We start from the raw sequence: 23,319 nt of genomic DNA, 5'->3' as shown, positions 1-23,319 counted from the left end.
GGATCGATGCGTCCTGCCATCCCCGGATTGCATCCGGGCCGGAGGATTTCGTGGCGATCAGTAATCGATCGCCACGTCGCCTTTCGGCACGCTGCAGCACGACAGGATGTAGCCTTCGGCCACGTCCTCGTCGGTGATGCCGCCGTTGTGTTCCATGTCCACTTCGCCGGCAGTCTTCATCACCTTGCAGGTACCGCAGATGCCCATACCGCAGGCCTTGGGAATATGCAGGCCGAGCTTGGCAGCGGCGGCGTGGACGGTCTCGCCCGGACCGACACGGATGCTCTTGCCGGTGCTGATGAACTCCACCTGATTGAGATCGCCCACCGGCACTTCCGGCGCATCGGCGGCTTCGGCGGCCAGCTCCTTGACCTCGGCACGGATCTCCGGCGGTGTCGGGCCGAAGGCTTCCTCGTGATAGCGGCTCATGTCGTAGCCAGAGGCTTCGAGCAGACGCTTGACCGCGCTCATGTAGGGCGTCGGGCCGCAGCAGAAGATTTCGCGCTCGAGGAAGTCCGGCGCGATCAGCTCCAGCATCGGCTTGTTCAGATAGCCACGATAGCCCGCCCAGGCTTCACCCAGACCATGCTTCTCGCAGATCACGTGCACACTGAAGTTACTGATGCGTGCCGCCATGTGCTCCAGCTCGCGCTGGTAGATGATGTCCTTGGGCGAGCGCGCACTGTGCACGAAGACCATGTCGACATTGGCGTTGGTGTCATAGAACCAGCGCGCCATCGACATCACCGGCGTGATGCCAACCCCGCCGGACAGGTACAAGACCTTGTCGGTCGGGAAGTCGATGGCGTTGAACAGCCCGACCGGACCGTGCACCGGCACCTCGTCGCCTTCCTTGAGGTTGTCGTGCAGCCAGTTCGACACCTTGCCACCCGGCACCCGCTTGATGGTGATGGAGAAGCTGTAGGGCACCGAAGGCGAGCTGGAGATGGTGTAGGAGCGCATGATCGGCTGACCGTCGATCTCCAGTTCCAGGGTGACGAACTGCCCCGGTTTGAAGAAGAACAGCACGGGCTGATCGGCCATGAAGCAGAAAGTGCGCACATCCCAGGTTTCCTGAATGACCTTGACGCAGCGCACCAGGTGGCGGCCGTTGGTCCAGGTCTGGGTAGTAACCGGGTTAAGGAATGAGTTAGGGGTAGTGGTGGTCATGAACAGCTCTCCACACGGCCGGATGTCGGCCCATATGCGGCGGATTGTGCGAAAGGCCGCGACCCGTCATTTATCTACCAGCGACATCCACATACTTATCGCGACCTGCCCCATTACACGGGGCCTGGCGCGTCGGAAACGCATCTGGCCATGTCGCCCGTGGATAAGGTTTCACCGTTGCCCCGATCCACACTCCGCCTCACCAAGCATGCATGCCCATCGCAGGCTGCAGCGATTGACGAATACCTTGCGGCATTTACCGTAACAGCCACTTTTACCGGCCGACGCGAGGCGTTGACCAATTGAGGAGCCACCGATGGACTGCACCCAAAACCTGAGCCTGGGCGACCCACTAGAACCCGTCCGCAAGGCCACTGCCCAGATGCTGCACGAGCGCGATCACACCTTCTCGCTGCCGCAGCCCTTCTACAACGACGAGCGCCTGTTCCAGGTCGACATGCAGGAGATCTTCCACAAGGAATGGCTGATCGCCGGCATGACCTGCGAAATCCCGGCCAAGGGCAACTTCCTCACCGTGCAGATCGGCGACAACCCGATCCTGGTCATCCGTGGCGCCGAAGGCCAGATCCATGCTTTCCACAACGTCTGCCGGCACCGCGGCTCGCGCCTGTGCGTCAGCGACAAGGGCAAGGTCGCCAAACTGGTGTGCCCGTACCACCAGTGGACCTACGAGCTGGACGGCCGCCTGCTGTTCGCCGGCACCGAAATGGGCGCCGACTTCGACCTCAAGGACTATAGCCTCAAGCCCGTGCAGTGCAAGACCGCTGGCGGCTTCATCTTCATCAGCCTGGCGGAAAACCCGCCGGCCATCGACGAATTCCTCGCGACCCTGGCTCACTACATGGAGCCGTACGACATGGAGAACACCAAGGTCGCGGTGCAGAGCACCATGCGTGAGCAGGCCAACTGGAAACTGGTGCTCGAGAACAACCGCGAGTGCTACCACTGCAACGGTTCGCACCCGGAACTGCTCAACACCCTGCTGGAATGGGACGACGTCACCGACCCGCGCGCCAGCCAGGCGTTCAAGGATCAGGTCGCCGAGTGCACCACCCGCTGGGACAAGGACAACATCCCCTACGCCCACGCCAGCTTCGGCCTGCGCAACCGCATCGTGCGCATGCCGCTGCTCAAGGGCACTGTGTCCATGACCATGGACGGCAAGCAGGGCAGCAAGAAGCTGATGGGCCGCATCACCGATCCGGACCTGGGCTCCATGCGCATCCTGCACCTGCCGCACTCGTGGAACCACTGCATGGGTGACCACATGATCAACTTCACCGTGTGGCCGATCAGCGCCCAGGAGTCGATCGTCATCACCAAGTGGCTGGTACACAAGGACGCGGTCGAAGGCGTCGACTACGACGTGGCCCGCCTGCGCGAAGTCTGGGATGCCACCAACGACCAGGATCGTCGCCTCGGCGAGGAAAACCAGCGCGGCATCAACTCCACCGCCTACCAGCCTGGCCCGTACTCCAAGACCTACGAGTTCGGCGTGATCAACTTCCTCGACTGGTACAGCGAGCGCATGCTCAACAACCTGGAAGACACCCCGGCGCAAAGCCTGCGTCAGGTGGCAGGCGAGTGATGACGCTCAGCCTGCTGGTGCTGATCGGGCTGACACTCTACGGAGTGTTGGCCTGCAGACCGAACGCAGGCTAAAGCCATCGAGCTGAGCAGCCCCGGCGCATATCGCCGGGGTTTGCATTCATGGCCAGCGCAGCTCGCAGGCCAGTGAAATGCAAGCGCCAACCCGAGCTATTTGCCAGCCAAGTCGTGTCAGCTTTTTCGGACCCGGCAGCAGACCGCCGCAACGGCAGTCGAACCGACTTGCCCCTCCCCCGCCAGACTCACGCAGACCAAGAACCTGCGCCAGCCTGACCAGCCTCCGCACCACCATCCAGTATGTCCGGCAGGCCAACTCTCATGGCGTGCGCGAGCGAATGGACAACCGCCTGCGCACCACTCCAGATAGCAGGCGACAAACAGCCAACAAAAAGCCCCGCCAGATCGCTCTGGCGGGGCTTTCGGTCACAGCGCTAGGTCAGCCGTATCAAGCCTTGTTGGCTTTCTTGGCAGCGCGGGTGCGCTCGCCTTCGTCGAGGATCTTCTTGCGCAGACGGATCGACTTCGGCGTCACTTCGCACAGCTCGTCATCCTGGATGAATTCCAGAGCCTGCTCCAGGGTGAAGCGAACCGGCGGCACCAGGGCGATGGTTTCGTCCTTGCCCGAAGCGCGCATGTTGTCGAGCTTCTTACCCTTGGTGGGGTTCACGCCCAGGTCGTTGTCGCGGCTGTTCAGGCCGACGATCTGACCGTTGTAGATTTCCTGGCCGTGCTCGACGAACAGCTTGCCGCGCGCCTGCAGGGTTTCCAGGGAGTAGGTCAGCGCCTTGCCGGTATCGATCGACACCAGTACGCCGTTCTGACGGCCAGACATGCTGCCCGGCTTGACGGTGTCGTAACGGTCGAAGATCGAGGTCAGGATGCCAGCGCCATTGGTCAGGGTCAGGAACTGGTTACGGAAACCGATCAGACCGCGAGCCGGGATGTTGTACTCCAGACGCACGCGACCTTTACCGTCCGGCGACATGTTGGTCAGGTCGCCCTTACGCAGGCCCATTTCTTCCATGACCTTGCCCTGGGATTCTTCAGGGATGTCGATGGTGACGTTCTCGAACGGCTCCTGCTTGACGCCGTCGACTTCGCGGATGATCACTTCCGGACGACCAACGCCCATTTCGAAACCTTCGCGACGCATGGTTTCGATCAGAACCGAGAGGTGCAGCTCGCCACGGCCGGAGACCTTGAACTTGTCGGCGCTGTCGCCTTCTTCAACGCGCAGGGCCACGTTGTACAGCAGCTCCTTGTCCAGACGCTCCTTGATGTTGCGGCTGGTGACGAACTTGCCTTCCTTACCGCAGAACGGCGAGTCGTTGACCTGGAAAGTCATCGATACGGTCGGCTCGTCAACGGTCAGCGGCTTCATCGCTTCGACGTGGTTGATGTCGCACAGGGTGTCGGAGATGAACAGCTGATCCATACCGCTGATGCAGACGATGTCGCCGGCAGTGGCTTCTTCGACGTCCACACGGTGCAGGCCGTGGTGGCCCATCAGCTTGAGGATACGGCCGTTACGCTTCTTGCCGTCGACGTCGATGGCCGTTACCGGAGTGTTCGGCTTGACCTTGCCGCGAGCGATACGGCCAACGCCGATGATGCCGAGGAAGCTGTTGTAGTCCAGAGCGGAGATCTGCATCTGGAACGGACCATCGAGGTCGACGTTCGGTGCCGGCACGTGGTCGACGATGGCCTGGTACAGCGGGGTCAGGTCTTCGGCCATGGCGGTGTGGTCGAGACCGGCAATGCCGTTCAGGGCGCTGGCGTAGACGACCTGGAAGTCGAGCTGCTCGTCAGTAGCGCCAAGGTTGTCGAACAGGTCGAAGATCTGATCCATGACCCAGTCAGGACGGGCGCCCGGACGGTCGATCTTGTTGATCACGACGATCGGACGCAGGCCGGCTTCGAAGGCCTTCTTGGTCACGAAGCGGGTTTGCGGCATCGGGCCGTCCTGGGCATCGACGACCAGCAGCACGGAGTCGACCATCGACATCACGCGCTCGACTTCACCACCGAAGTCGGCGTGGCCGGGGGTGTCGACGATGTTGATGCGGTAGTCGTTCCACTTGATGGCGGTGTTCTTGGCCAGGATGGTAATGCCGCGTTCTTTTTCCTGGTCGTTGCTGTCCATCACGCGCTCGTCGTTGAGCTCGTTACGCTCGAGGGTGCCGGACTGACGCAGCAGGGCGTCGACGAGGGTGGTTTTGCCATGGTCGACGTGGGCGATGATGGCGATGTTGCGCAGATTTTCGATCACTGTGTGTATCTCGATCAGAGGATTCGGTGTGTCGCCCAGCCTGGACGACAAATATGAAGAAACTGGGTTCAGCGGGCTGATCGGGGTACCTCTAAAAACGTAGGCGAGGTAGTCAGTGCAAGGCAAAAACAAGCGAAAAAGCGGAGTTTACAAGTTGTAAATGAGCATTTTGAGCTTGTTTTTAACGCAGCAATGACAACGCAGGTAGTTTTTAGAGGCGCCCCGGGTCGGGAGGGCGATGGCGGATACTGCCGCCATTGAGCCCCGGTGTTCTATGCCGGACGATAAACGCGCACATTGGCATGCCCCTCGCTCAGCAGGTGATGGGCATGCAGGCGACTCATCACGCCCTTGTCGCAATACAGCAGGTACTGGCGGTTCTCATCCAGTTCCTTGAATTTGTTGTTCAGCGCATAGAAGGGCAACGCCTGCACCTCGATGCCGGGCACGTCCAGCGGCTCGTCTTCTGCTGCATCGGGGTGACGGATATCGATGACGATCTGCCCGGCCAGTGCCTCGCGCACCTCCTCGACCTGCACGTCCTTGCCCAGCTCGTCGATCACGCGATCGATGGGCAGCTGGGTAGCGCGCTCGAGGGCACGCTCGAGGATGGCCATGTCGAACTGGGCCTCTTCTTTCTCCACGCGATAACCACGGGCCCTGGTGGTCGGGTTGACCGAGATCACACCGCAGTACTCGGGCATGTTCTTGGCGAATTCGGCGGTGCCGATCTGCGTGGCGGTGTCGATGATGTCCTGCTTGTGGCTGGCGATCAGCGGGCGCATCACCAGCATGTCGGTGGCCGAATCGATCACCGCCAGATTGGTCAGGGTCTGGCTGGAGACCTGGCTGATCGCCTCGCCGGTGACCAGCGCCTCGATCTGCAGCTTCTCGGCGACGCGGGTGGCTGCGCGCAGCATCATGCGTTTGAGGATCACGCCCATCTGGCTGTTATCGACCTTGCCGAGAATCTCGCCGACCACTTCCTCGAACGGCACGCTGATGAACAGCACACGCTGCGAGCGGCCGTACTTCTGCCAGATATAGTGCGCCACTTCCATCACGCCCAGTTCATGGGCGCGGCCACCGAGATTGAAGAAGCAGAAGTGGCTGACCAGACCGCGACGCATCATCTGATAGGCCGCCACGGTGGAGTCGAAGCCGCCGCTCATCAGCACCAGGGTCTGCTCCAGCGAACCCAGCGGGTAACCGCCGAGGCCTTCGTGACGGTTGTGCACCACAAAGAGGCGCTGATCGCGAATCTCCATGCGCACTTCGACTTCCGGTTTCTTCAGGTCGATGCCGGCAGCACCGCACTCCAGGCGCAGGCGCGAGCCAACGTGACGCTCGACATCGATGGAGGAGAACGCGTGCTTACCGCCGCGCTTGCAGCGCACTGCGAAGATCTTGCCCGGCAGCTGCTCGGCGTAGTGACGCTTGCAGTGCTCGGTGATGTCGTCCAGATCACCCAGCGGGTATTCATTGACCTCAAGGAACAGACCGATGCCCGGCGTGTTGCGCAGGCGCTCGGTCATCTCGTTCAGCAGGCGCGGATCATCCAGGTCGGTCTCGACCTCGAGGTTGTCCCAGACACCGGTCACCCGCAGTTCGGGGTCAAGATCACGCAGCACGGAGCGGATGTTCTTCCCCAATTGGCGAATGAACTGCTTGCGCACTGGGCGGCTCTTGATGGTGATTTCCGGGAAAACTTTGACGATGAGCTTCATGAATAGAGCGCCCGCTTGGGGGACGAAAAAACAGGGGCGCGGATTATAGCGGAAATTGTTCAAGCTTTGACCAAAAATACTGCACCACCCAATCAATGCACCAAAATAGGTCTTAGCCATAATTTACAGCCCTTAAATGGTGCAAATATTCACGCCAAATAGCCGCGCAGGCGGCGCGGTGCCTGAGTTTCGCGGCCTCTGCCCAATAAGGGGCACTGGCATGCAATTTGCTCCCTTGTGAGGCAGGTCGCCCTGAAGGACTATCCCGCCGGGCTTCACCGTATCTTCAAGGCTTATCGAAAAAAGCCTTTTCCACCTGGAGGACAACATGTCTAAGGCTGTTCAACTGATCAAAGAACACGACGTGAAGTGGGTAGACCTGCGCTTCACCGACACCAAGGGCAAGCAGCACCACGTGACCATGCCGGCCCGTGACGCCCTGGACGAAGACTTCTTCGAGCACGGCAAGATGTTCGATGGCTCGTCCATCCATGGCTGGAAAGGCATCGAAGCCTCCGACATGATCCTGATGCCGGTCGACGAAACCGCCGTACTGGATCCGTTCACCGAAGAGCCGACTCTGATCCTGGTCTGCGACATCATCGAGCCGAGCACCATGCAAGGCTACGACCGCGACCCGCGCTCCATCGCCAAGCGCGCTGAAGAGTTCCTCAAAGGCACCGGCATCGGTGACACCGTATTCGTCGGCCCGGAGCCCGAGTTCTTCATCTTCGACGAAGTGAAGTTCAAGTCCGACATCTCCGGCTCGATGTTCAAGATCTACTCCGAGCAAGGCTCCTGGATGACCGACGGCGACGTCGAAGGCGGCAACAAGGGCCACCGCCCGGCCGTCAAAGGCGGTTACTTCCCGGTTCCGCCGTGCGACCACGACCACGAAATCCGTACTGCCATGTGCAACGCCATGGAAGAAATGGGCCTAGTCGTCGAAGTGCACCACCACGAAGTGGCCACTGCTGGCCAGAACGAAATCGGCGTCAAGTTCAACACTCTGGTGAACAAGGCTGACGAAGTTCAGACCCTGAAGTACTGCGTGCACAACGTAGCCGATGCCTACGGCAAGACCGCTACCTTCATGCCGAAGCCGCTGTACGGCGACAACGGTTCGGGCATGCACGTGCACATGTCGATCTCCAAAGACGGCAAGAACACCTTCGCAGGTGAAGGCTATGCCGGCCTGTCCGAGACCGCTCTGTACTTCATCGGCGGCATCATCAAGCACGGTAAGGCCCTGAACGGCTTCACCAACCCGTCGACCAACTCCTACAAGCGTCTGGTCCCGGGCTTCGAAGCGCCGGTCATGCTGGCCTACTCGGCTCGCAACCGCTCCGCCTCGATCCGTATCCCGTACGTTGCCAGCCCGAAAGCTCGCCGTATCGAAGCTCGCTTCCCGGATCCGGCTGCCAACCCCTACCTGGCCTTCGCTGCTCTGCTGATGGCCGGTATCGACGGTATCCAGAACAAGATCCACCCGGGCGATGCAGCCGACAAGAACCTGTACGACCTGCCGCCGGAAGAAGGCAAGCTGATCCCGCAAGTGTGCGGCAGCCTGAAAGAAGCCCTGGAAGAGCTGGACAAGGGCCGCGCGTTCCTGACCAAGGGCGGCGTGTTCTCCGACGACTTCATCGATGCCTACATCGAGCTGAAGGCCGAAGAAGAAATCAAGGTACGTACCTTCGTACACCCGCTGGAATACGACCTGTACTACAGCGTCTAAGCCAGCATCGCGCCGCCTGACGGCGCGTTCGAAAGCCCCGCCCGGCCCTGCCTGGCGGGGCTTTTTTCATGCCCTCAGCAGCGCACTGCACCATGCACAGCGCCTGCGCCGTCAATCACACAGCGATGATGCGCACAGCGCACCCTACGCAATCGCCCTGTAAGCCGAGCTGATTTGTAGCCAAACATCACAGCCATGGCGCACTGCGCTTGCCAGGAACCGATAGCAGTGCAAGGCTTAGCGCATCATCCGAGGAAGGATCGGCCCATGCGCCCATTACTCGCCTGCCTGCTGCTCGCCCTGGCCTTGCCGGCCAGCGCGCAGATCTACAAGTACACCGACGCCAATGGCAACACAGTCTTCACCAACCAGCCGCCCGAAGGCACCGCAGCCGAGAGCGTCGACCTGCCCCCGACCAACACCGTGGAGATGCAGACGCCCAGCATGCCGGCGGTCGACGACAACACCCCGGCGCAGAGCGAAGCCCCCTACTCCGTACTGAGCCTGACCGGCATCCCGGATGACGAGGCCATGCGCGCCAACAACGGCAGCTTCATTGTCGGCGTGAACATTCAGCCACGCCTGCAACCCGGCCACCAGCTGCGCCTGATTCTCGACGGCAAGCCCTATGGCCAGGCCAGCAACGTCCCCAGCCTGCAACTGAACAACCTCGACCGCGGCGAACACAGCCTGGCGGTGGCGGTCATGGCTGGTGATCGCGTCATCCAGCAGAGCAACACCGAAACCTTTACCGTGCAGCGCATCAGCCTCAACAGCCCTGCCCGCCAGCCGGCGCCACCACCGCGCCCGAGACCTGTGAACTGATCACGATGCGTGCACTGCTGTTCTGCCTACTGCTCATCACCCAAGCGGCTTCGGCTCAGGTCTATACCTACATCGACGCCGAAGGTAACCGCGTCTTTACCGACAAACCGCGTAGCAGCAATGCCGAGCCGGTGATGCTGGCGCCATCCAACAGTGTCGAACTGAGTCAGCCCACCGCCACGGTGCGCGCGACCCCACCCGCCGTCACCAAGCAGGCCGTGCACTATCAGCTACTGCGTATTCTCGTGCCGGAGCCGGACGCATCGATCCATCACGGCTCCGGTGACATGATCGTGACCCTCACCAGCGAACCCGGCCTGCTGCCCGACCACAACTACCGACTGCTGCTCGATGGCGAACCTCAGGGCGAAGCCAGCCGCAGCCCGGTGTTCTCCCTGCGGCACGTCGACAGAGGCACGCACCAACTGGTGGCAGAAATCATCGACTCTGCCGGCCTCATCGTCGAACGTACGCCGGCGCAGCCCTTTCACATGCACCGCATGACGCTGGCGCAAAAGCGCAAGGTCAATCCATGCAAGAAGGATGAGTACGGCGTGCGCCCCGAATGTCCGCTCAAGGACAAGCCCAAGGACGACGTCAGCATCCTGCCTTTCTTCTGAAAACAGATCGCACCTTAACGGTGCAATCTGACGCACCACCTCCTAATCTCTCCCTGTTTTGGGTCGTTTTTATCGACCCAGCCGCGCCGCTGCACCACCAAAACCTGGCAGACCGCACAAATAATGCGTCTTTTCGGGGCCTTGGTTTGCTTCTTGCATTTTCCCGCCCATTGCCGGAAAGCACTGCCTATGACCATTAACGACGCGCTGCATCGCCTGCTACTCGATAACCTGACCACAGCCACGCTGCTGCTCAACAGCCAGTTGTGCCTGGAATACATGAACCCGGCGGCAGAAATGCTGCTGGCCGTGAGCGGCCAGCGCAGCCACGGCCAGTTCATCAGCGAGCTGTTCACCGAATCACCCGAGGCGCTGTCGTCACTGCGCCAGGCGGTGGAGCAGGCGCACCCGTTCAACAAACGCGAGGCGGTACTGACCTCGGTCACCGGGCAGACGCTGACCGTGGACTACGCCGTCACCCCGCTGTTCAGCAAGGGCGAAACCCTGCTGCTGCTTGAGGTGCACCCGCGCGACCGCCTGCTGCGTATCACCAAGGAAGAGGCGCAGCTGTCCAAGCAGGAGACCACCAAACTGCTGGTGCGCGGCCTGGCCCACGAGATCAAGAATCCGCTCGGCGGCATTCGCGGCGCAGCGCAGCTGCTCTCACGCGAGCTGCCCAACGAAGAGCTCAAGGATTACACCAACGTCATCATCGAAGAGGCCGACCGCCTGCGTAACCTGGTCGACCGCATGCTCGGCTCCAACAAGCTGCCGTCGCTGGCGATGACCAACGTGCACGAAGTGCTCGAACGGGTGGCCAACCTGATCGAAGCCGAGGCGCAAGGCAGCGTCATTCTGGTGCGCGACTACGACCCGAGCATTCCGGATCTGCTGATCGACCGCGAACAGATGATCCAGGCCGTGCTCAATATCGTGCGCAACGCCATGCAGGCCATCGCCGGGCAGAAGCACGACATGGGCCTCGGGCGCATCAGCCTGCGCACGCGCACCCTGCGCCAGTTCACCATTGGCCACACGCGCCACCGCCTGGTGGTCAAGATGGAGATCATCGACAACGGTCCCGGCATTCCGCCGGAGCTGCAGGAAACGATCTTCTATCCCATGGTCAGCGGCCGTGCCGACGGCACCGGCCTGGGCCTGGCCATCACCCAGAACATTATCAGCCAGCATCAAGGCCTGATCGAATGCGAGAGCCATCCCGGCCACACCGTATTCTCGATCTTCCTGCCGCTGGAACAAGGAGCGCCCACGCCATGAGCCGCAGTGAAACCGTCTGGATTGTCGACGACGATCGTTCCATCCGCTGGGTACTGGAAAAGGCCCTGCAACAGGAAGGCATGACCACCCAGAGTTTCGACAGTGCAGACGGTGTACTCGCCCGCCTGACCCGCCAACAGCCGGACGTGATCATCTCCGACATCCGCATGCCCGGCGCCAGTGGCCTCGACCTGCTGGCGCGCATCCGCGAGCTGTACCCGCGCCTGCCGGTGATCATCATGACCGCGCACTCCGACCTGGACAGCGCAGTGGCCAGCTACCAGGGCGGCGCCTTCGAGTACCTGCCCAAACCCTTCGACGTCGACGAAGCGGTATCGCTGGTCAAGCGCGCCTTCCAGCACGCACAGGAACAACAGAGCCTGGCCGCACCGGCAGCGCAGGCACGCACCCCGGAAATCATCGGCGAAGCGCCGGCGATGCAGGAGGTGTTCCGCGCTATCGGCCGACTCTCTCATTCCAATATCACCGTGCTGATCAATGGCGAGTCGGGCACGGGCAAGGAGCTGGTCGCCCACGCCCTGCACCGCCACAGCCCACGCGCCGCCGCGCCGTTCATCGCCCTGAACATGGCTGCGATCCCCAAGGACCTGATGGAGTCGGAGCTGTTCGGCCATGAGAAAGGCGCCTTCACCGGCGCGGCCAACCAGCGTCGCGGGCGCTTCGAGCAGGCCGACGGCGGCACTCTGTTCCTCGACGAGATCGGCGACATGCCGGCCGACACCCAGACGCGCCTGCTGCGCGTGCTGGCCGATGGCGAGTTCTACCGTGTCGGTGGCCACACCCCGGTCAAGGTCGACGTGCGCATCATCGCCGCCACCCACCAGAACCTGGAAACCCTGGTGCAGGCCGGCAAGTTCCGCGAAGACCTGTTCCACCGCCTCAATGTCATCCGTATCCACATCCCGCGCCTGGCCGACCGCCGCGAGGACATCCCGACCCTGGCCAACCACTTCCTCGCCCGCGCCGCGCAGGAACTGTCGGTTGAACCGAAGCTGCTCAAGAGCGAGACCGAGGATTACCTCAAGCACCTGCCGTGGCCGGGCAACGTGCGCCAGCTGGAAAACACCTGCCGCTGGATCACCGTCATGGCCTCGGGCCGCGAGGTGCACGTCGACGATCTGCCGCCAGAGCTGTTGACCCAGCCGCAGGACGCCGCGCCGGTGACCAACTGGGAACAGGCCCTGCGCCTGTGGGCCGACCAGGCCCTGGCCCGTGGCCAGTCCAACCTGCTCGACACCGCCGTGCCCGCCTTCGAACGCATCATGATCGAGACCGCGCTCAAGCACACCGCAGGCCGTCGCCGCGACGCCGCGCTGCTGCTGGGCTGGGGTCGCAACACCCTGACGCGCAAGATCAAGGAACTGGGCATGAAGGTCGACGGCGGGGATGACGACGACAGCGACGACTGAGTCGTCAGGTGGCTGAGCGCAGCATAGGCGCTGCGCTCGGCCACAGTGCTTAACTGAAAAAGCTGTCGTCACCCGCGTCGAAGAAGTCGCTGCCATCGAAGTAGCTGTCATCGCCGAAGTTGTCGCTGGATGAGCCAGCATCGAAACTGCTGGGTTCCTGCATCGGCGGCGCTTCGACCACCTCGACGATTTCCGTCGGGTTGCCGTGATGAAACAGCCCGCCGAGCATCTCGGCCATCATCATGCCGCCCGCGACACCTGCAGCGGTCTGCACTGCCCCACGCATGAAACCACCGCCCTGCCCCGGCAGCGTAGCCGGCTGCTGGCGCGGATCGCTGGCGGCAGCCCCCTGGGAAAAACGCGTTTCACCCCAGCCTGCCGGTCGCGCGCTCGACTGCGGCTGCGCCTCACGTGCGCCTGTGCCGAACAGCCCGGACAGAAAGCCGCCGCTGCTCGGCCGTTGCTGCTGCCTCTCGGCCAGTTGCGCCTCCAGCTCCTTGACCCGCTGATCCTGACGCTTGAGCGCCTCTTCCTGGATCAGGATGGTCTGCGCCATGTAGTAGGGCGCGGCGGGCTGGCGGGAGACATGTTCGGCGATATGCGCATCGGCCTCGGCATCACGCGCGCAGCTGTGCCGCTCGGTATCGTGCAGGCGCGAGAACAGGCCATCGATCAGGGTTCGCTCTTCGGAATTCATGGGTGCCTCTTCTACTGCAAGGTGGCACGTCCCTGTAGGGAAAATTCCTCGCGAGACGGGCGCCTCGCTCTGCTGCGTTTGAGCGAGGCGCCAGGGCACAGTTCCCTGCAGCTCAGCCGCGCCGAGCGTTGCTGATGGAAATTTGCGTATTGAGGGTCCAGAAGTCGTAGAGCACGCCGACCAGGAACAGACCGCCAGTGAACAGATAGATGATCCCGGTGATCCACTTGCCCTGGTACATGCGGTGCACGCCGAACACGCCAAGGAAGGTCAGCAGAATCCACGCCACGTTGTAATCGGTTTCACCCGCAGTGAAGCGCAGGTCGGCCTCGCGATCCATTGCCGGGATCAGGAACAGGTCGATGATCCAGCCGATGAAGAACAGCCCCAGGGTGAAGAACCAGATGGTCCCGGTTACCGGCTTGCCGTAGTAGAAACGGTGCGACCCGAGGAAACCGAAGATCCACAGCAGGTAGCCGATCAGCTTGCTGTGCGTATCCTGTCGTTGCATGGCTAACTCCTTGTGCGAGATACAGCTCAGACGCTGCGTGCCGGGATAAGGTTTCACGAGCAGCGAGGTGGCGCAACACAGGAATGGCTTGATAGCTGCACGACGCCCATATACTGTATAAAAAACCAGTACAGATGTCGCCCGCCATGCAACTGATCGAGAAACTCACCATCCTCGCCGACGCGGCCAAGTACGACGCCTCCTGCGCCAGCAGCGGCGCGCCAAAGCGCAGCTCCAAGGGCAAGGACGGAATCGGCTCGACCAACGGCATGGGTATCTGTCACAGCTATACGCCCGACGGCCGCTGCGTGGCGCTGCTCAAGGTCCTGTTGACCAACTTCTGCCTGTACGACTGCCAGTACTGCATCAACCGCCGCTCCAGCGACGTGCCCCGCGCGCGCTTCACCCCCGAGGAAGTGGTGACGCTGACCCTGGACTTCTACAAGCGCAACTGCATCAGCGGCCTGTTCCTCAGCTCCGGCATCATCCGCTCGGCCGACTACACCATGGAGCAGCTGATCCGTGTCGCCAAGCTGCTGCGTGAACAGCATCAGTTCCGCGGCTACATCCACCTCAAGACCATTCCCGATGCCGCGCCGGAGCTGATCGCCGAGGCAGGTCTGTACGCCGACCGTCTCAGCGTCAATATCGAGCTACCCACCGAGACCAGCCTGCTACGCCTGGCGCCGGAAAAGAACGTCGGCAGCATCCACCAGGCCATGCACACCATTCATCTTGGCGAGCGCGAGGCCAGGGAGGAGCACCGCGCGCCGCGCTTCGCCCCGGCCGGGCAGAGCACGCAGATGATCGTCGGCGCCGATGCCACCGACGACAGCACCATCCTGCACAACGCCCAGAGCCTCTATCACGACTACCGCCTGCGCCGCGTCTATTACTCGGCGTTCAGCCCGATTCCGCAGAGCCCGAAGACGGTGCCCTTCGAAGCGCCACCGCTGCTGCGCGAACACCGCCTGTACCAGGCCGACTTTCTCATGCGCGGCTATGGCTTCAGCGCCACGGAGCTGCTCGCCGGCCCCGGCAACCTGGCCCTGGACATCGACCCCAAACTGGCCTGGGCCCTGGCCAACCGCGAACAATTTCCGGTCGACCTGGACCGCGCCGACGAGTCGCTGATCGCCCGCGTACCCGGCATCGGCGTGCTCAGCGCCAGGCGCCTGGGTGCGCTGCGGCGTGAACGACGTATCCGCTACGAGGACCTGACCCGCCTGCGCTGCGTACTGGAAAAGGCCAAGCCCTTCATCGTCACCCAGGATTACCGGCCGCCGCGGGCAGAGCACGAGTCCGTGGTCTTGCGCCAGCAACTGCGCGACACCCCGGCGCAGATGGCGTTGTGGTGATGCACAGCCTGCGCTTCGACGGCACCTTCGCTACCTGGCGCCAGGCCGCGCGCCGAGCCCTACTGCAGGGCCTGGCGCCACACCAGTTGCAGTGGCTGGACGAAGAGGCAGCGCCTGGGCTGTTCGATCAAGCGGCCGAACGCGCACCGCAGCCCAATGGTCGTCTGCGTGTCTCCCCCGAACTGCTCGACTTGCTCGAGAGCGCCGCACAGTACCGTGGCGATGAACGCTGGAGCCTGCTCTATCGCGTGCTCTGGCGCTTCGTGCAGGGTGAGCGCAGCGCCATCCTGGCCGGCGATCCGGACGGCAGCGAACTGCAGCGGCGGCTCAAGGCCGTGCGGCGCGAGGCGCATCATCTGCATGCCTTCGTGCGTTTCCAACCCTGCACGGCAACAGGCGCACCGGACTTCGTCGCCTGGTTCGAACCGGCACACGACATCCTCGCCGCCGCCAGCGGTCACTTCGCCGAGCGCCTGGGCAAACACAGCTGGCTGATCGCGACCTCGCGCGACGGCGTTTACTGGGATGGCCAACGCCTGCAGCATGAGCGGCGCTGCCCAGTGCAATGGCAAGCCTGGGCACAACAACCCGAGGATGACGGCCAGGCGCTGTGGCGTGCCTACTACGGCAGCACCTTCAACCCGGCGCGACTCAATCGCACGGCGATGCAGCAGCATCTGCCACTGAGATTCTGGAAGCATCTGCCGGAAGGGCCGCTGATTCCGCAACTGATGAGCGAGGCGCGCGCCGGCGCGCAACGCGATGGCCAGGCATTGGTGCTGGCCGGCAGGAAGGGCAAACGCATCACCCGGATACAAGAAGGGGACGCATCGCGTCCCCCGTCTGACAACCTCAGCGGAAGCGACGCCCCGGATCTTCCTCGCTGACTTCCAGTGCCAGGCCCTGGGACATGCTGGTCAGGTGATCGCCGTCGGTTTCCGAGCCGAGCTTGATCATCAGGCGCAGGTCGTTGGCCGAATCGGCGTAGAGCAGCGCATCTTCGTAAGTGATCTCGCCCTGGGTGTAGAGGTTGTACAACGCCTGGTCGAAGGTCTGCATGCCCTGCTCGGTAGAGCGCTTCATCAGGCTCTTGAGTTCATGGACTTCGCCCTTACGGATCAGGTCGGCAGCCAGCGGGGTGTTGATCAACACCTCGATCACCGCGCGGCGGCCCTTGCCATCCGGAGTCGGTACCAGTTGCTGGGCGACGATGGCCTTGAGGTTGAGCGACAGGTCCATCCACACCTGGTTCTGCCGATCCGCCGGGAAGAAGTTGATGATGCGGTCCAGTGCCTGGTTGGCGTTGTTGGCGTGCAGGGTGGCCAAGCACAGGTGGCCGGTCTCGGCGAAGGCCACGGCATGATCCATGGTCTCGCGAGTCCGTACCTCACCGATGAGAATCACGTCTGGCGCCTGACGCAGGGTGTTCTTCAGCGCCACCTCGAACGATTCGGTGTCGATGCCCACTTCACGCTGGGTGACGATGCAGCTCTGGTGCTGGTGGATGTACTCGATCGGGTCTTCGATGGAGATGATGTGGCCGCTGCTGTTCTTGTTGCGGTAGCCGATCATCGCGGCCAGCGAAGTGGACTTACCCGTGCCGGTGGCGCCGACGAACAGCACCAGGCCGCGCTTGGTCAGCGCCAGCTTCTTGAGGATTTCCGGCAGCTTGAGTTCATCGATGGTCGGGATGGTGGTCTCGATCCGGCGCAGCACCATGCCCACCAGGTTGCGCTGGTAGAAGGCGCTGACCCGGAAACGGCCGATGCCGCGCGCGCTGATGGCGAAGTTGCACTCGTGGTTTTCGGCAAAATCGCGGCGCTGAGCCTCGTTCATCACGCCCAGCACGGTCTCGCGGGTCATTTCCGGCGACATGGCGTTCTTGGTCACCGGCATGATCTTGCCATTGACCTTCATCGACGGCGGTACGCCAGCGGTGATGAACAGATCGGAGCCGCCTTTTTCGACCATCAGGCGCAATAGTTTTTCGAATTCCATCGTCGGTCTCGCCAATCAGCTGCACGCCCGTTACAGGCCCTGAACGGGCCCGGCGACTGCCGGCGTGCGGCGCAGTCGCTGCGGCTTTTAGAAGTTCTCGGGGCTCTTGGCCTTTTCACGCGCACTGTCGCGACTGACCAACCCCTTGGATACCAGCGTCTTCAGGCAGGCATCGAGGGTCTGCATGCCCAGCGCGCCGCCGGTCTGGATCGCGGAGTACATCTGCGCCACCTTGTCCTCGCGGATCAGGTTACGGATCGCCGGTGTACCGATCATGATTTCATGCGCCGCCACACGACCGCCGCCGATCTTCTTCAGCAGGGTCTGCGAGATCACTGCCTGCAGCGATTCGGAGAGCATCGAACGCACCATCGATTTCTCCTCGGCCGGGAACACGTCGACCACGCGGTCGATGGTCTTGGCGGCAGAGGTGGTGTGCAGGGTGCCGAATACCAGGTGGCCGGTTTCCGCAGCGGTCAGCGCCAGGCGGATGGTTTCCAGGTCACGCATCTCGCCCACCAGGATGATGTCCGGGTCTTCACGCAGCGCCGAGCGCAGTGCCTCGGAGAAGCCGTGGGTGTCGCGGTGCACCTCACGCTGGTTGACCAGGCACTTCTTCGACTCGTGAACGAACTCGATGGGGTCTTCGATGGTGAGGATGTGGTGATACTTGTTGCTGTTGAGGTAGTCGAGCATCGCCGCCAGGGTGGTCGACTTACCGGAGCCCGTAGGGCCGGTGACCAGCACCAGGCCGCGCGGCACGTCGGTGATCTTGCGGAACACCTCACCCATACCCAGGTCTTCCATGGTCAGCACCTTGGACGGAATGGTACGGAACACCGCACCGGCGCCACGGTTCTGATTGAAAGCGTTGACCCGGAAGCGCGCCACACCCGGCACTTCGAAGGAGAAGTCGGTCTCGAGGAACTCTTCGAAATCCTTGCGCTGCTTGTCGTTCATGATGTCGTAGATCAGCGCGTGCACCTGCTTGTGATCCAGCGGCGGCAGGTTGATGCGGCGTACATCGCCGTCAACGCGGATCATCGGCGGCAAGCCAGCCGAGAGGTGCAAATCCGACGCGCCTTGCTTGGCGCTGAAGGCGAGCAGCTCAGTGATATCCATGGGACTCCCCAATTACAAGCAAGCAGGTAGAATGCCGCGATCCCCTGGAGGCTGTTTACAAAGCGGCGAGCGCAGGTCAGCAAGGCGAAATCAGTCGAACAAGCGCTATGTACGAGCGGTACACGTGCATCTTGAGGCTGACGTCAACGCAGCATGGCCAGGCGCAGCAATTTGTAGACGCCCCCTATAAAGGCCGGGCTTTATAGAGCGCAAGTAATGTCCACGATAGCAGAGAATATTGCAAAGGTCGGAGCGCGCATCCGTGAGGCGGCGCAAGCCTCGCAGCGGAATTTTTCCGATATCGGCCTGCTGGCGGTGAGCAAGACCAAACCGGCAGCCGCCATCCGCGACGCCCATGCCGCCGGTATTCGCGACTTCGGCGAGAACTACCTGCAGGAAGCCCTGGAAAAACAGGTCGAATTGAGCGATCTGCCCTTGATCTGGCACTTCATCGGCCCCATTCAATCGAACAAGACCCGGCCCATCGCCGAGCACTTCGACTGGGTACATTCGGTGGATCGCCTGAAAATCGCGCAACGCCTGTCCGATCAACGACCAGCGCAGCTGCCGCCGCTGAACATCTGCCTGCAGGTCAACGTCAGCGCCGAGGACAGCAAGTCCGGCTGCAGCCCCGCCGAACTGGCGCAACTGGCGGGCGCCGTCGCGGCCCTGCCGAACCTGCGTCTGCGCGGGCTGATGGCGATTCCCGAGCCCACCGACGACGTCGTCGCACAACACGCTGCATTCGCCCGTCTGCGTCAGCTACGTGATGACCTGGCGCTCGACCTCGACACCCTGTCCATGGGCATGAGCCATGACCTGGAGGCCGCCATCGCAGAAGGCGCCACCTGGGTACGCATCGGTACTGCCCTGTTCGGCGCCCGTGACTACGGCCAGCCCGCCCACCAATAAGGAAGCCCTATGAACCATCCGATCATTGCCTTCGTCGGCGCCGGCAACATGGCTGCCAGCCTGATTGGCGGTCTGCGCGCCCAGGGTGTGCCGGCCAGCGCCATTCGCGCCAGCGAGCCCGGCGAGGAACAGCGTGCACGCCTGCAGCAGGAGCACGGCATCACCACCTTCGCCGACAATGCCGAAGCCATCAAAGGTGCCGACCTGATCGTGCTGGCAGTCAAGCCGCAGGTCATGAAAGCGGTATGCCTGGACCTGGCCGCGCATCTGGCCGCCAATCAGGTGATCATCTCCATCGCTGCCGGCATCAGCTGCGCCAGCCTGGAAAACTGGCTGGGCGAGTGCCCGCTGGTGCGCTGCATGCCCAATACGCCGGCGCTACTGCGCCAGGGCGTGTCCGGGCTGTTCGCCAACCCGCGCGTCAGCGCTGAGCAGAAGGCCCAGGCCGAGCACGTGCTGAGCGCCGTCGGCCTGGCCCTGTGGCTGGACGAGGAATCCCAGCTCGACGCCGTCACCGCCGTTTCCGGCAGTGGCCCCGCCTATTTCTTCCTGCTGATCGAAGCCATGACCACAGCCGGCGAACAACTCGGTCTGCCACGCGAAACCGCTGCACGCCTGAGCATTCAGACCGCGCTGGGCGCCGCGCGCATGGCCAGTGAAAGCGATGTCGACGCCGCAGAACTGCGTCGCCGTGTTACCTCGCCGAACGGAACCACCGAAGCGGCGATCAAAACCTTCCAGGCCGGCGGCTTCGAGGCGCTGGTACAAAAGGCACTCAACGCTGCGGCCAATCGCTCGACCGAACTCGCCGAACAACTGGGTCAATAAGGAGACAGCATGTCCGGACTCATCGAAGCCCTCATCTATATCATCCAGACCCTCGGCAGCCTGTATCTGCTGATCGTGCTGCTGCGCTTCATCCTGCAACTGGTGCGGGCCGACTTCTACAACCCGCTGAGCCAGTTCATCGTCAAGGCCACGCAACCGCTGCTGACGCCACTGCGCCGGATCATTCCGAGCTTTGCCGGGCTGGATATAGCCTCACTGATCCTGGCCATCCTCGTGCAGTTGCTGCTGATGATCGTCACCCTGACCCTGATGGGCTACAACGTCGGCGGCTTCATCCTGCAGTTGCTGGTGTGGTCGCTGATCGGCGTGACCTCGCTGTTCCTCAAGGTGTTCTTCTTCGCCCTGATCATCAGCGTGATCCTCTCCTGGGTCGCTCCGGGCAGCTACAACCCTGGCGCCCAGCTGGTGAACCAGATCTGCGAGCCGCTGCTGGCACCGTTTCGCAAGCTGCTGCCGAACCTGGGTGGTCTGGACATCTCGCCGATCTTCGCCTTCATCGCCATCAACCTGGCGGATCGCTTCATCATCGGCGGCCTGGCGGCCTACACCGGCCTGCCCCCGATGCTCAGCCCCTTCCTCTAAGAGCCTGTTCAAAGGCTCGCGAGCTAGCGCTATGCAAGGCAAAAACAGGTGAGGAAGCGGAGTTTACAAGTGATAAATGAGCAGTCCGAGCCTGTTTTTAACGCAGCAAAGCCGACGCGCAGCAGACTTTGAGCAGGTACTCAGGATGAGCTTCTACCGCTGGGATGGCGAGGACCTGATCCTCGACTGCCACCTGCAACCCAAGGCGAGCAAGGACGAGTTCGCCGGGCTGCAGGCTGAGCGGCTGAAGATCCGCCTCACCGCCCCGCCGGTCGACGGCAAGGCCAACGCCCAGTTGCAGGCCTTCCTGGCCAAGGCGTTCGGCGTCGCCAAGAGCCAGGTCAGCCTGGAAAGTGGCACGCTAAACCGGCACAAGCGCCTGCGCATCCGCGCCCCGCAGATCCTGCCGCCGATCCCGGGTCTGCAGCGCGCCTGACGACCATTCAGCCGCCATAGCCGACCATAAGGCGGGACTGCAAACGCAGCCAATTGACGGCGGCCTCGTAGCTCGCATAATGCAGGCTATTGTCGTCAATGCCGTGCTTCCTGGCGGCAAACTCAATTGAACCGTCACGCAGCCCCCGCAAGTGGATGATCTTGCCGACAGGAGAGCCAGGATGAGCATGGAACGTCTCAGCCAGCAGGTTGACGCCTACGTCGCATGGAAACGCGAACTGATGCGCGAGATCACGCGCTATCGCAGCTGGCTGGAACACAATCGCCTCAACTCCGAGGCGGTGCAGGCCAAGCTCGAACGCGCCCTGAAGATCCTGCGCACCGATCACATCACCCTGGCCTTCGTCGGCGAGTTCTCGCGCGGCAAGACCGAGCTGATCAACAGCCTGTTCTTCTCCGAATATGGCCAGCGCATGCTGCCCTCGCATGCCGGTCGCACCACCATGTGCCCGACCGAGCTGTTCTTCGACCCGCGCTCGGAACGCCCCTACATTCGCCTGCTGCCCATCGAGACCCGCACCGCCTCGGCCAGCGTCGCGCAGTTCAAGCGTATCCCCCGCCACTGGGTGAACATCCCGCTGGATACCAGCGACCCGGCCAACATGGCACTGGCTTTCAGCCAGGTGGCCAAGACCAAGCCGATGCCAGTAGAGCAGGCGATCCAGCTCGGCTTCCACCCGGACATGCTCGAAGGCACCGGCAAGCGCGGCCAGGTGCTGGTGCCGGCCTGGCGCCACGCCATGGTCAACTTCGACCACCCGTTGCTGCGTCAAGGCCTGCGCATTCTCGATACTCCCGGCCTCAACGCCCTGGGCAGCGAGCCCGAGCTGACCCTGTCGATGCTGCCCAACGCCCAGGCGATCATCTTCCTGCTGTCTGCCGACACCGGCGTCACGGCCAGCGACATGCACATCTGGCAGCAGCATATCCGCCAGCTCGACGAGGATGCGCAGACCAGCCTGTTCGCCGTGCTGAACAAGATCGACGTGCTCTGGGACGACCTGGCCGGCGAGACCTTCGTGCACAACGCCATCAGCCAGATCCAGAGCGCCACCGCCAAGCAGCTGGGCATCGCCAAGCAGGACGTCCTGCCGCTGTCGGCCAAGCAGGCGCTGCTGGCCAAGGTGCGCAAGGATGAGGCACTGCTGGCACGCAGCCTGATGGCCAATCTGGAGAACCTGCTGTGCGAACGCATCGTCGCGCAGAAGGAACGCCTGATCGAAGACCATGTAGTGCGGCAGGTTCTGGCGTTGCTGAACAACAGCCAGCACGTGCTCAACCTGCGCCTGGAGAAGGTCAGCGAACAGCTGGCCCTGCTCGGCAACCATCAGCAGGACAACGGCCAGTTGTTGTTCGAACTGACCGCCAAGACCAAGGAAGACCACAGCCGCCACCACAAGCGCCTGCTCGGCCTGAAGACCAATCAGCGCCTGCTGCTGCGCCAGGGCCAGTTGCTACGCCACGCGGCCCGCCCCGAGCGCCTGGAACAGCACCTGAGCGAAGTCCGGCGCAACCTCACCGGCAGCTGGACGACCCTGGGCATCAACCAGGCCATCCTGCACTTCTTCCAGGCTGTGGAGCAGGACCTGCACAACCTGCAGCACGAAGCTGAGATGGCCAACAAGATGGTCGCCGCCATCTATCGCCGACACAACGAAGACAACCCGCTGGGAGGCGTCGACGCGCCGCAGTTCAAGATCCAGCGCTACCTGCGTGAGCTGAACAACCTGCAGACCAAGGGCGATCAGTTCCGCCTGCACCTCAAGACCTTGCTCACCGAGCAGCGCAGCCTGACGCGACGCTTCTTTGCCACCCTGGCCCAGGAAGTCATCGGCCTGCACCAGCGCCTGCGCCTGGACGCCGAGCAATGGGCGGCCGATGCATTGATGCCGTTGATGCAACACACCCTGGAACACAAGCAGATGCTGGAAACCCACATGCTGCGCCTCAAGGCCCTGGCCCAGGAAACCCAGCAGACACGCAAGCGCAGCCTGCAACTGGCGCGCTACCACGAAGAACTTGAGCAACAACTGGCCCAGGCCAGCGACATGCTGCGCGTGCTGCGGCGTCCGGCACCGGTGCAGCGCCAGGGCAAGGTGGTCAGCCTGCCGCTGGCAGCGCGCCCTCGCAGCCTGTAGCGCGCCGCCAAAC

At 62.6% G+C, this 23,319-nt stretch carries 20 protein-coding genes; 13 read left to right on the top strand and 7 right to left on the bottom strand.

Annotated elements, in window-relative coordinates:
- Positions 1 to 57: 57 nt before the first annotated feature.
- Positions 58 to 1,170: a glycine-betaine demethylase subunit GbcB gene (gene gbcB / locus PCLY_RS13885; protein ID WP_061240236.1), complete on the bottom strand. Its 1,113-nt coding sequence runs from the start codon at positions 1,168 to 1,170 to the stop codon at positions 58 to 60.
- 316 nt (positions 1,171 to 1,486) lie between these two features.
- Between gbcB and gbcA the strand changes: the two genes are divergently transcribed.
- Positions 1,487 to 2,779 carry a glycine-betaine demethylase subunit GbcA gene (gene gbcA, locus PCLY_RS13880; RefSeq protein ID WP_061240235.1) on the top strand — a complete coding sequence of 431 codons (1,293 nt, stop codon included), beginning with the start codon at positions 1,487 to 1,489 and terminating at the stop codon, positions 2,777 to 2,779.
- Positions 2,780 to 3,244: 465 nt separating this feature from the next.
- Here gbcA and typA read toward each other — a convergent pair whose 3' ends face one another.
- Both typA and thiI read right to left on the bottom strand, forming a co-directional pair.
- Positions 3,245 to 5,068: a translational GTPase TypA gene (gene typA, locus PCLY_RS13875; RefSeq protein WP_061240234.1), complete on the bottom strand. Its 1,824-nt coding sequence runs from the start codon at positions 5,066 to 5,068 to the stop codon at positions 3,245 to 3,247.
- Between the two features lie 272 nt (positions 5,069 to 5,340).
- Positions 5,341 to 6,795, bottom strand: coding sequence for a tRNA uracil 4-sulfurtransferase ThiI (thiI, locus tag PCLY_RS13870; protein ID WP_061240233.1), 1,455 nt, complete (start codon positions 6,793 to 6,795; stop codon positions 5,341 to 5,343).
- 328 nt (positions 6,796 to 7,123) lie between these two features.
- On the opposite strand from thiI, the gene glnA reads away from it, so the two are divergent.
- The 5 genes from glnA to ntrC all read left to right on the top strand — a co-directional run bounded on the left by glnA (position 7,124) and on the right by ntrC (position 12,683).
- Positions 7,124 to 8,530: a glutamate--ammonia ligase gene (gene glnA, locus PCLY_RS13865; protein ID WP_061240232.1), complete on the top strand. Its 1,407-nt coding sequence runs from the start codon at positions 7,124 to 7,126 to the stop codon at positions 8,528 to 8,530.
- Positions 8,531 to 8,797: 267 nt separating this feature from the next.
- Positions 8,798 to 9,355, top strand: a complete 558-nt coding sequence (locus PCLY_RS13860) for a DUF4124 domain-containing protein (RefSeq protein ID WP_061240231.1) — start codon at positions 8,798 to 8,800, stop codon at positions 9,353 to 9,355.
- 5 nt (positions 9,356 to 9,360) lie between these two features.
- A complete protein-coding gene (locus PCLY_RS13855) occupies positions 9,361 to 9,975 on the top strand; it encodes a DUF4124 domain-containing protein (RefSeq protein ID WP_061240230.1) in 615 nt (204 codons plus the stop codon).
- Between the two features lie 189 nt (positions 9,976 to 10,164).
- Positions 10,165 to 11,253, top strand: a complete 1,089-nt coding sequence (gene glnL / locus PCLY_RS13850; protein WP_061240229.1) for a nitrogen regulation protein NR(II) — start codon at positions 10,165 to 10,167, stop codon at positions 11,251 to 11,253.
- Complete coding sequence (ntrC, locus tag PCLY_RS13845; RefSeq protein ID WP_061240228.1) at positions 11,250 to 12,683, top strand: nitrogen regulation protein NR(I); 1,434 nt, start codon at positions 11,250 to 11,252, stop codon at positions 12,681 to 12,683. Before glnL ends, ntrC begins: the two co-directional genes overlap by 4 nt.
- Positions 12,684 to 12,732: 49 nt before the next feature.
- Here the strand turns inward: ntrC and PCLY_RS13840 are convergent, their stop codons facing one another.
- Together PCLY_RS13840 and PCLY_RS13835 are read right to left on the bottom strand one after the other, a co-directional pair.
- Positions 12,733 to 13,380, bottom strand: a complete 648-nt coding sequence (locus tag PCLY_RS13840) for a DUF2076 domain-containing protein (protein WP_061240227.1) — start codon at positions 13,378 to 13,380, stop codon at positions 12,733 to 12,735.
- A gap of 112 nt (positions 13,381 to 13,492) precedes the next feature.
- Positions 13,493 to 13,891 carry an NINE protein gene (locus PCLY_RS13835; protein ID WP_061240226.1) on the bottom strand — a complete coding sequence of 133 codons (399 nt, stop codon included), beginning with the start codon at positions 13,889 to 13,891 and terminating at the stop codon, positions 13,493 to 13,495.
- A 146-nt stretch (positions 13,892 to 14,037) separates the two neighbouring features.
- Here PCLY_RS13835 and PCLY_RS13830 point away from each other — a divergent pair, with 146 nt between their 5' ends.
- Both PCLY_RS13830 and PCLY_RS13825 read left to right on the top strand, forming a co-directional pair.
- Positions 14,038 to 15,249, top strand: a complete 1,212-nt coding sequence (locus tag PCLY_RS13830) for a putative DNA modification/repair radical SAM protein (protein ID WP_061240250.1) — start codon at positions 14,038 to 14,040, stop codon at positions 15,247 to 15,249.
- The gene (locus PCLY_RS13825) at positions 15,249 to 16,136 is read left to right on the top strand and encodes a TIGR03915 family putative DNA repair protein (RefSeq protein WP_061240225.1); all 888 of its coding nucleotides are present in this window, start codon (positions 15,249 to 15,251) and stop codon (positions 16,134 to 16,136) included. Before PCLY_RS13830 ends, PCLY_RS13825 begins: the two co-directional genes overlap by 1 nt.
- Here the strand turns inward: PCLY_RS13825 and PCLY_RS13820 are convergent.
- Complete coding sequence (locus tag PCLY_RS13820; protein WP_061240224.1) at positions 16,102 to 17,247, bottom strand: PilT/PilU family type 4a pilus ATPase; 1,146 nt, start codon at positions 17,245 to 17,247, stop codon at positions 16,102 to 16,104. The genes PCLY_RS13825 and PCLY_RS13820 overlap by 35 nt on opposite strands.
- Before the next feature lie 87 nt (positions 17,248 to 17,334).
- The gene (gene pilT, locus PCLY_RS13815; RefSeq protein WP_003463935.1) at positions 17,335 to 18,369 is read right to left on the bottom strand and encodes a type IV pilus twitching motility protein PilT; all 1,035 of its coding nucleotides are present in this window, start codon (positions 18,367 to 18,369) and stop codon (positions 17,335 to 17,337) included.
- A 216-nt stretch (positions 18,370 to 18,585) separates the two neighbouring features.
- Here pilT and PCLY_RS13810 point away from each other — a divergent pair, with 216 nt between their 5' ends.
- The 5 genes from PCLY_RS13810 (at position 18,586) to PCLY_RS13790 (ending at position 23,306) form a co-directional block, all read left to right on the top strand.
- Positions 18,586 to 19,281, top strand: a complete 696-nt coding sequence (locus PCLY_RS13810; RefSeq protein WP_061240223.1) for a YggS family pyridoxal phosphate-dependent enzyme — start codon at positions 18,586 to 18,588, stop codon at positions 19,279 to 19,281.
- Positions 19,282 to 19,290: 9 nt separating this feature from the next.
- Complete coding sequence (gene proC, locus PCLY_RS13805; protein WP_061240222.1) at positions 19,291 to 20,109, top strand: pyrroline-5-carboxylate reductase; 819 nt, start codon at positions 19,291 to 19,293, stop codon at positions 20,107 to 20,109.
- A 9-nt stretch (positions 20,110 to 20,118) separates the two neighbouring features.
- Positions 20,119 to 20,712 carry a YggT family protein gene (locus tag PCLY_RS13800; RefSeq protein ID WP_061240221.1) on the top strand — a complete coding sequence of 198 codons (594 nt, stop codon included), beginning with the start codon at positions 20,119 to 20,121 and terminating at the stop codon, positions 20,710 to 20,712.
- 145 nt (positions 20,713 to 20,857) lie between these two features.
- On the top strand, positions 20,858 to 21,148 hold the full coding sequence (locus PCLY_RS13795) for a DUF167 domain-containing protein (protein ID WP_061240220.1): 291 nt from the start codon (positions 20,858 to 20,860) through the stop codon (positions 21,146 to 21,148).
- A 181-nt stretch (positions 21,149 to 21,329) separates the two neighbouring features.
- The gene (locus PCLY_RS13790; protein ID WP_061240219.1) at positions 21,330 to 23,306 is read left to right on the top strand and encodes a dynamin-like GTPase family protein; all 1,977 of its coding nucleotides are present in this window, start codon (positions 21,330 to 21,332) and stop codon (positions 23,304 to 23,306) included.
- Positions 23,307 to 23,319: the final 13 nt, after the last annotated feature.

Source organism: Ectopseudomonas composti, assembly GCF_001567565.1.
Lineage (GTDB): Bacteria > Pseudomonadota > Gammaproteobacteria > Pseudomonadales > Pseudomonadaceae > Aquipseudomonas > Aquipseudomonas composti_A.
This window is presented reverse-complemented; position numbering and strand designations above follow the sequence as displayed.

Excerpts from the sequence above, each read along its gene's own strand:
- gbcB (WP_061240236.1), bottom strand. The coding sequence starts at position 1,170 with ATGACCACCACTACCCCTAACTCATTCCTTAACCCGGTTACTACCCAG.
- gbcA (WP_061240235.1), top strand. The coding sequence starts at position 1,487 with ATGGACTGCACCCAAAACCTGAGCCTGGGCGACCCACTAGAACCCGTC.
- thiI (WP_061240233.1), bottom strand. The coding sequence starts at position 6,795 with ATGAAGCTCATCGTCAAAGTTTTCCCGGAAATCACCATCAAGAGCCGC.
- glnA (WP_061240232.1), top strand. The coding sequence starts at position 7,124 with ATGTCTAAGGCTGTTCAACTGATCAAAGAACACGACGTGAAGTGGGTA.
- PCLY_RS13860 (WP_061240231.1), top strand. The coding sequence starts at position 8,798 with ATGCGCCCATTACTCGCCTGCCTGCTGCTCGCCCTGGCCTTGCCGGCC.
- PCLY_RS13855 (WP_061240230.1), top strand. The coding sequence starts at position 9,361 with ATGCGTGCACTGCTGTTCTGCCTACTGCTCATCACCCAAGCGGCTTCG.
- glnL (WP_061240229.1), top strand. The coding sequence starts at position 10,165 with ATGACCATTAACGACGCGCTGCATCGCCTGCTACTCGATAACCTGACC.
- ntrC (WP_061240228.1), top strand. The coding sequence starts at position 11,250 with ATGAGCCGCAGTGAAACCGTCTGGATTGTCGACGACGATCGTTCCATC.
- PCLY_RS13840 (WP_061240227.1), bottom strand. The coding sequence starts at position 13,380 with ATGAATTCCGAAGAGCGAACCCTGATCGATGGCCTGTTCTCGCGCCTG.
- PCLY_RS13835 (WP_061240226.1), bottom strand. The coding sequence starts at position 13,891 with ATGCAACGACAGGATACGCACAGCAAGCTGATCGGCTACCTGCTGTGG.
- PCLY_RS13830 (WP_061240250.1), top strand. The coding sequence starts at position 14,038 with ATGCAACTGATCGAGAAACTCACCATCCTCGCCGACGCGGCCAAGTAC.
- PCLY_RS13825 (WP_061240225.1), top strand. The coding sequence starts at position 15,249 with ATGCACAGCCTGCGCTTCGACGGCACCTTCGCTACCTGGCGCCAGGCC.
- PCLY_RS13820 (WP_061240224.1), bottom strand. The coding sequence starts at position 17,247 with ATGGAATTCGAAAAACTATTGCGCCTGATGGTCGAAAAAGGCGGCTCC.
- pilT (WP_003463935.1), bottom strand. The coding sequence starts at position 18,369 with ATGGATATCACTGAGCTGCTCGCCTTCAGCGCCAAGCAAGGCGCGTCG.
- PCLY_RS13810 (WP_061240223.1), top strand. The coding sequence starts at position 18,586 with ATGTCCACGATAGCAGAGAATATTGCAAAGGTCGGAGCGCGCATCCGT.
- proC (WP_061240222.1), top strand. The coding sequence starts at position 19,291 with ATGAACCATCCGATCATTGCCTTCGTCGGCGCCGGCAACATGGCTGCC.
- PCLY_RS13800 (WP_061240221.1), top strand. The coding sequence starts at position 20,119 with ATGTCCGGACTCATCGAAGCCCTCATCTATATCATCCAGACCCTCGGC.
- PCLY_RS13795 (WP_061240220.1), top strand. The coding sequence starts at position 20,858 with ATGAGCTTCTACCGCTGGGATGGCGAGGACCTGATCCTCGACTGCCAC.
- PCLY_RS13790 (WP_061240219.1), top strand. The coding sequence starts at position 21,330 with ATGAGCATGGAACGTCTCAGCCAGCAGGTTGACGCCTACGTCGCATGG.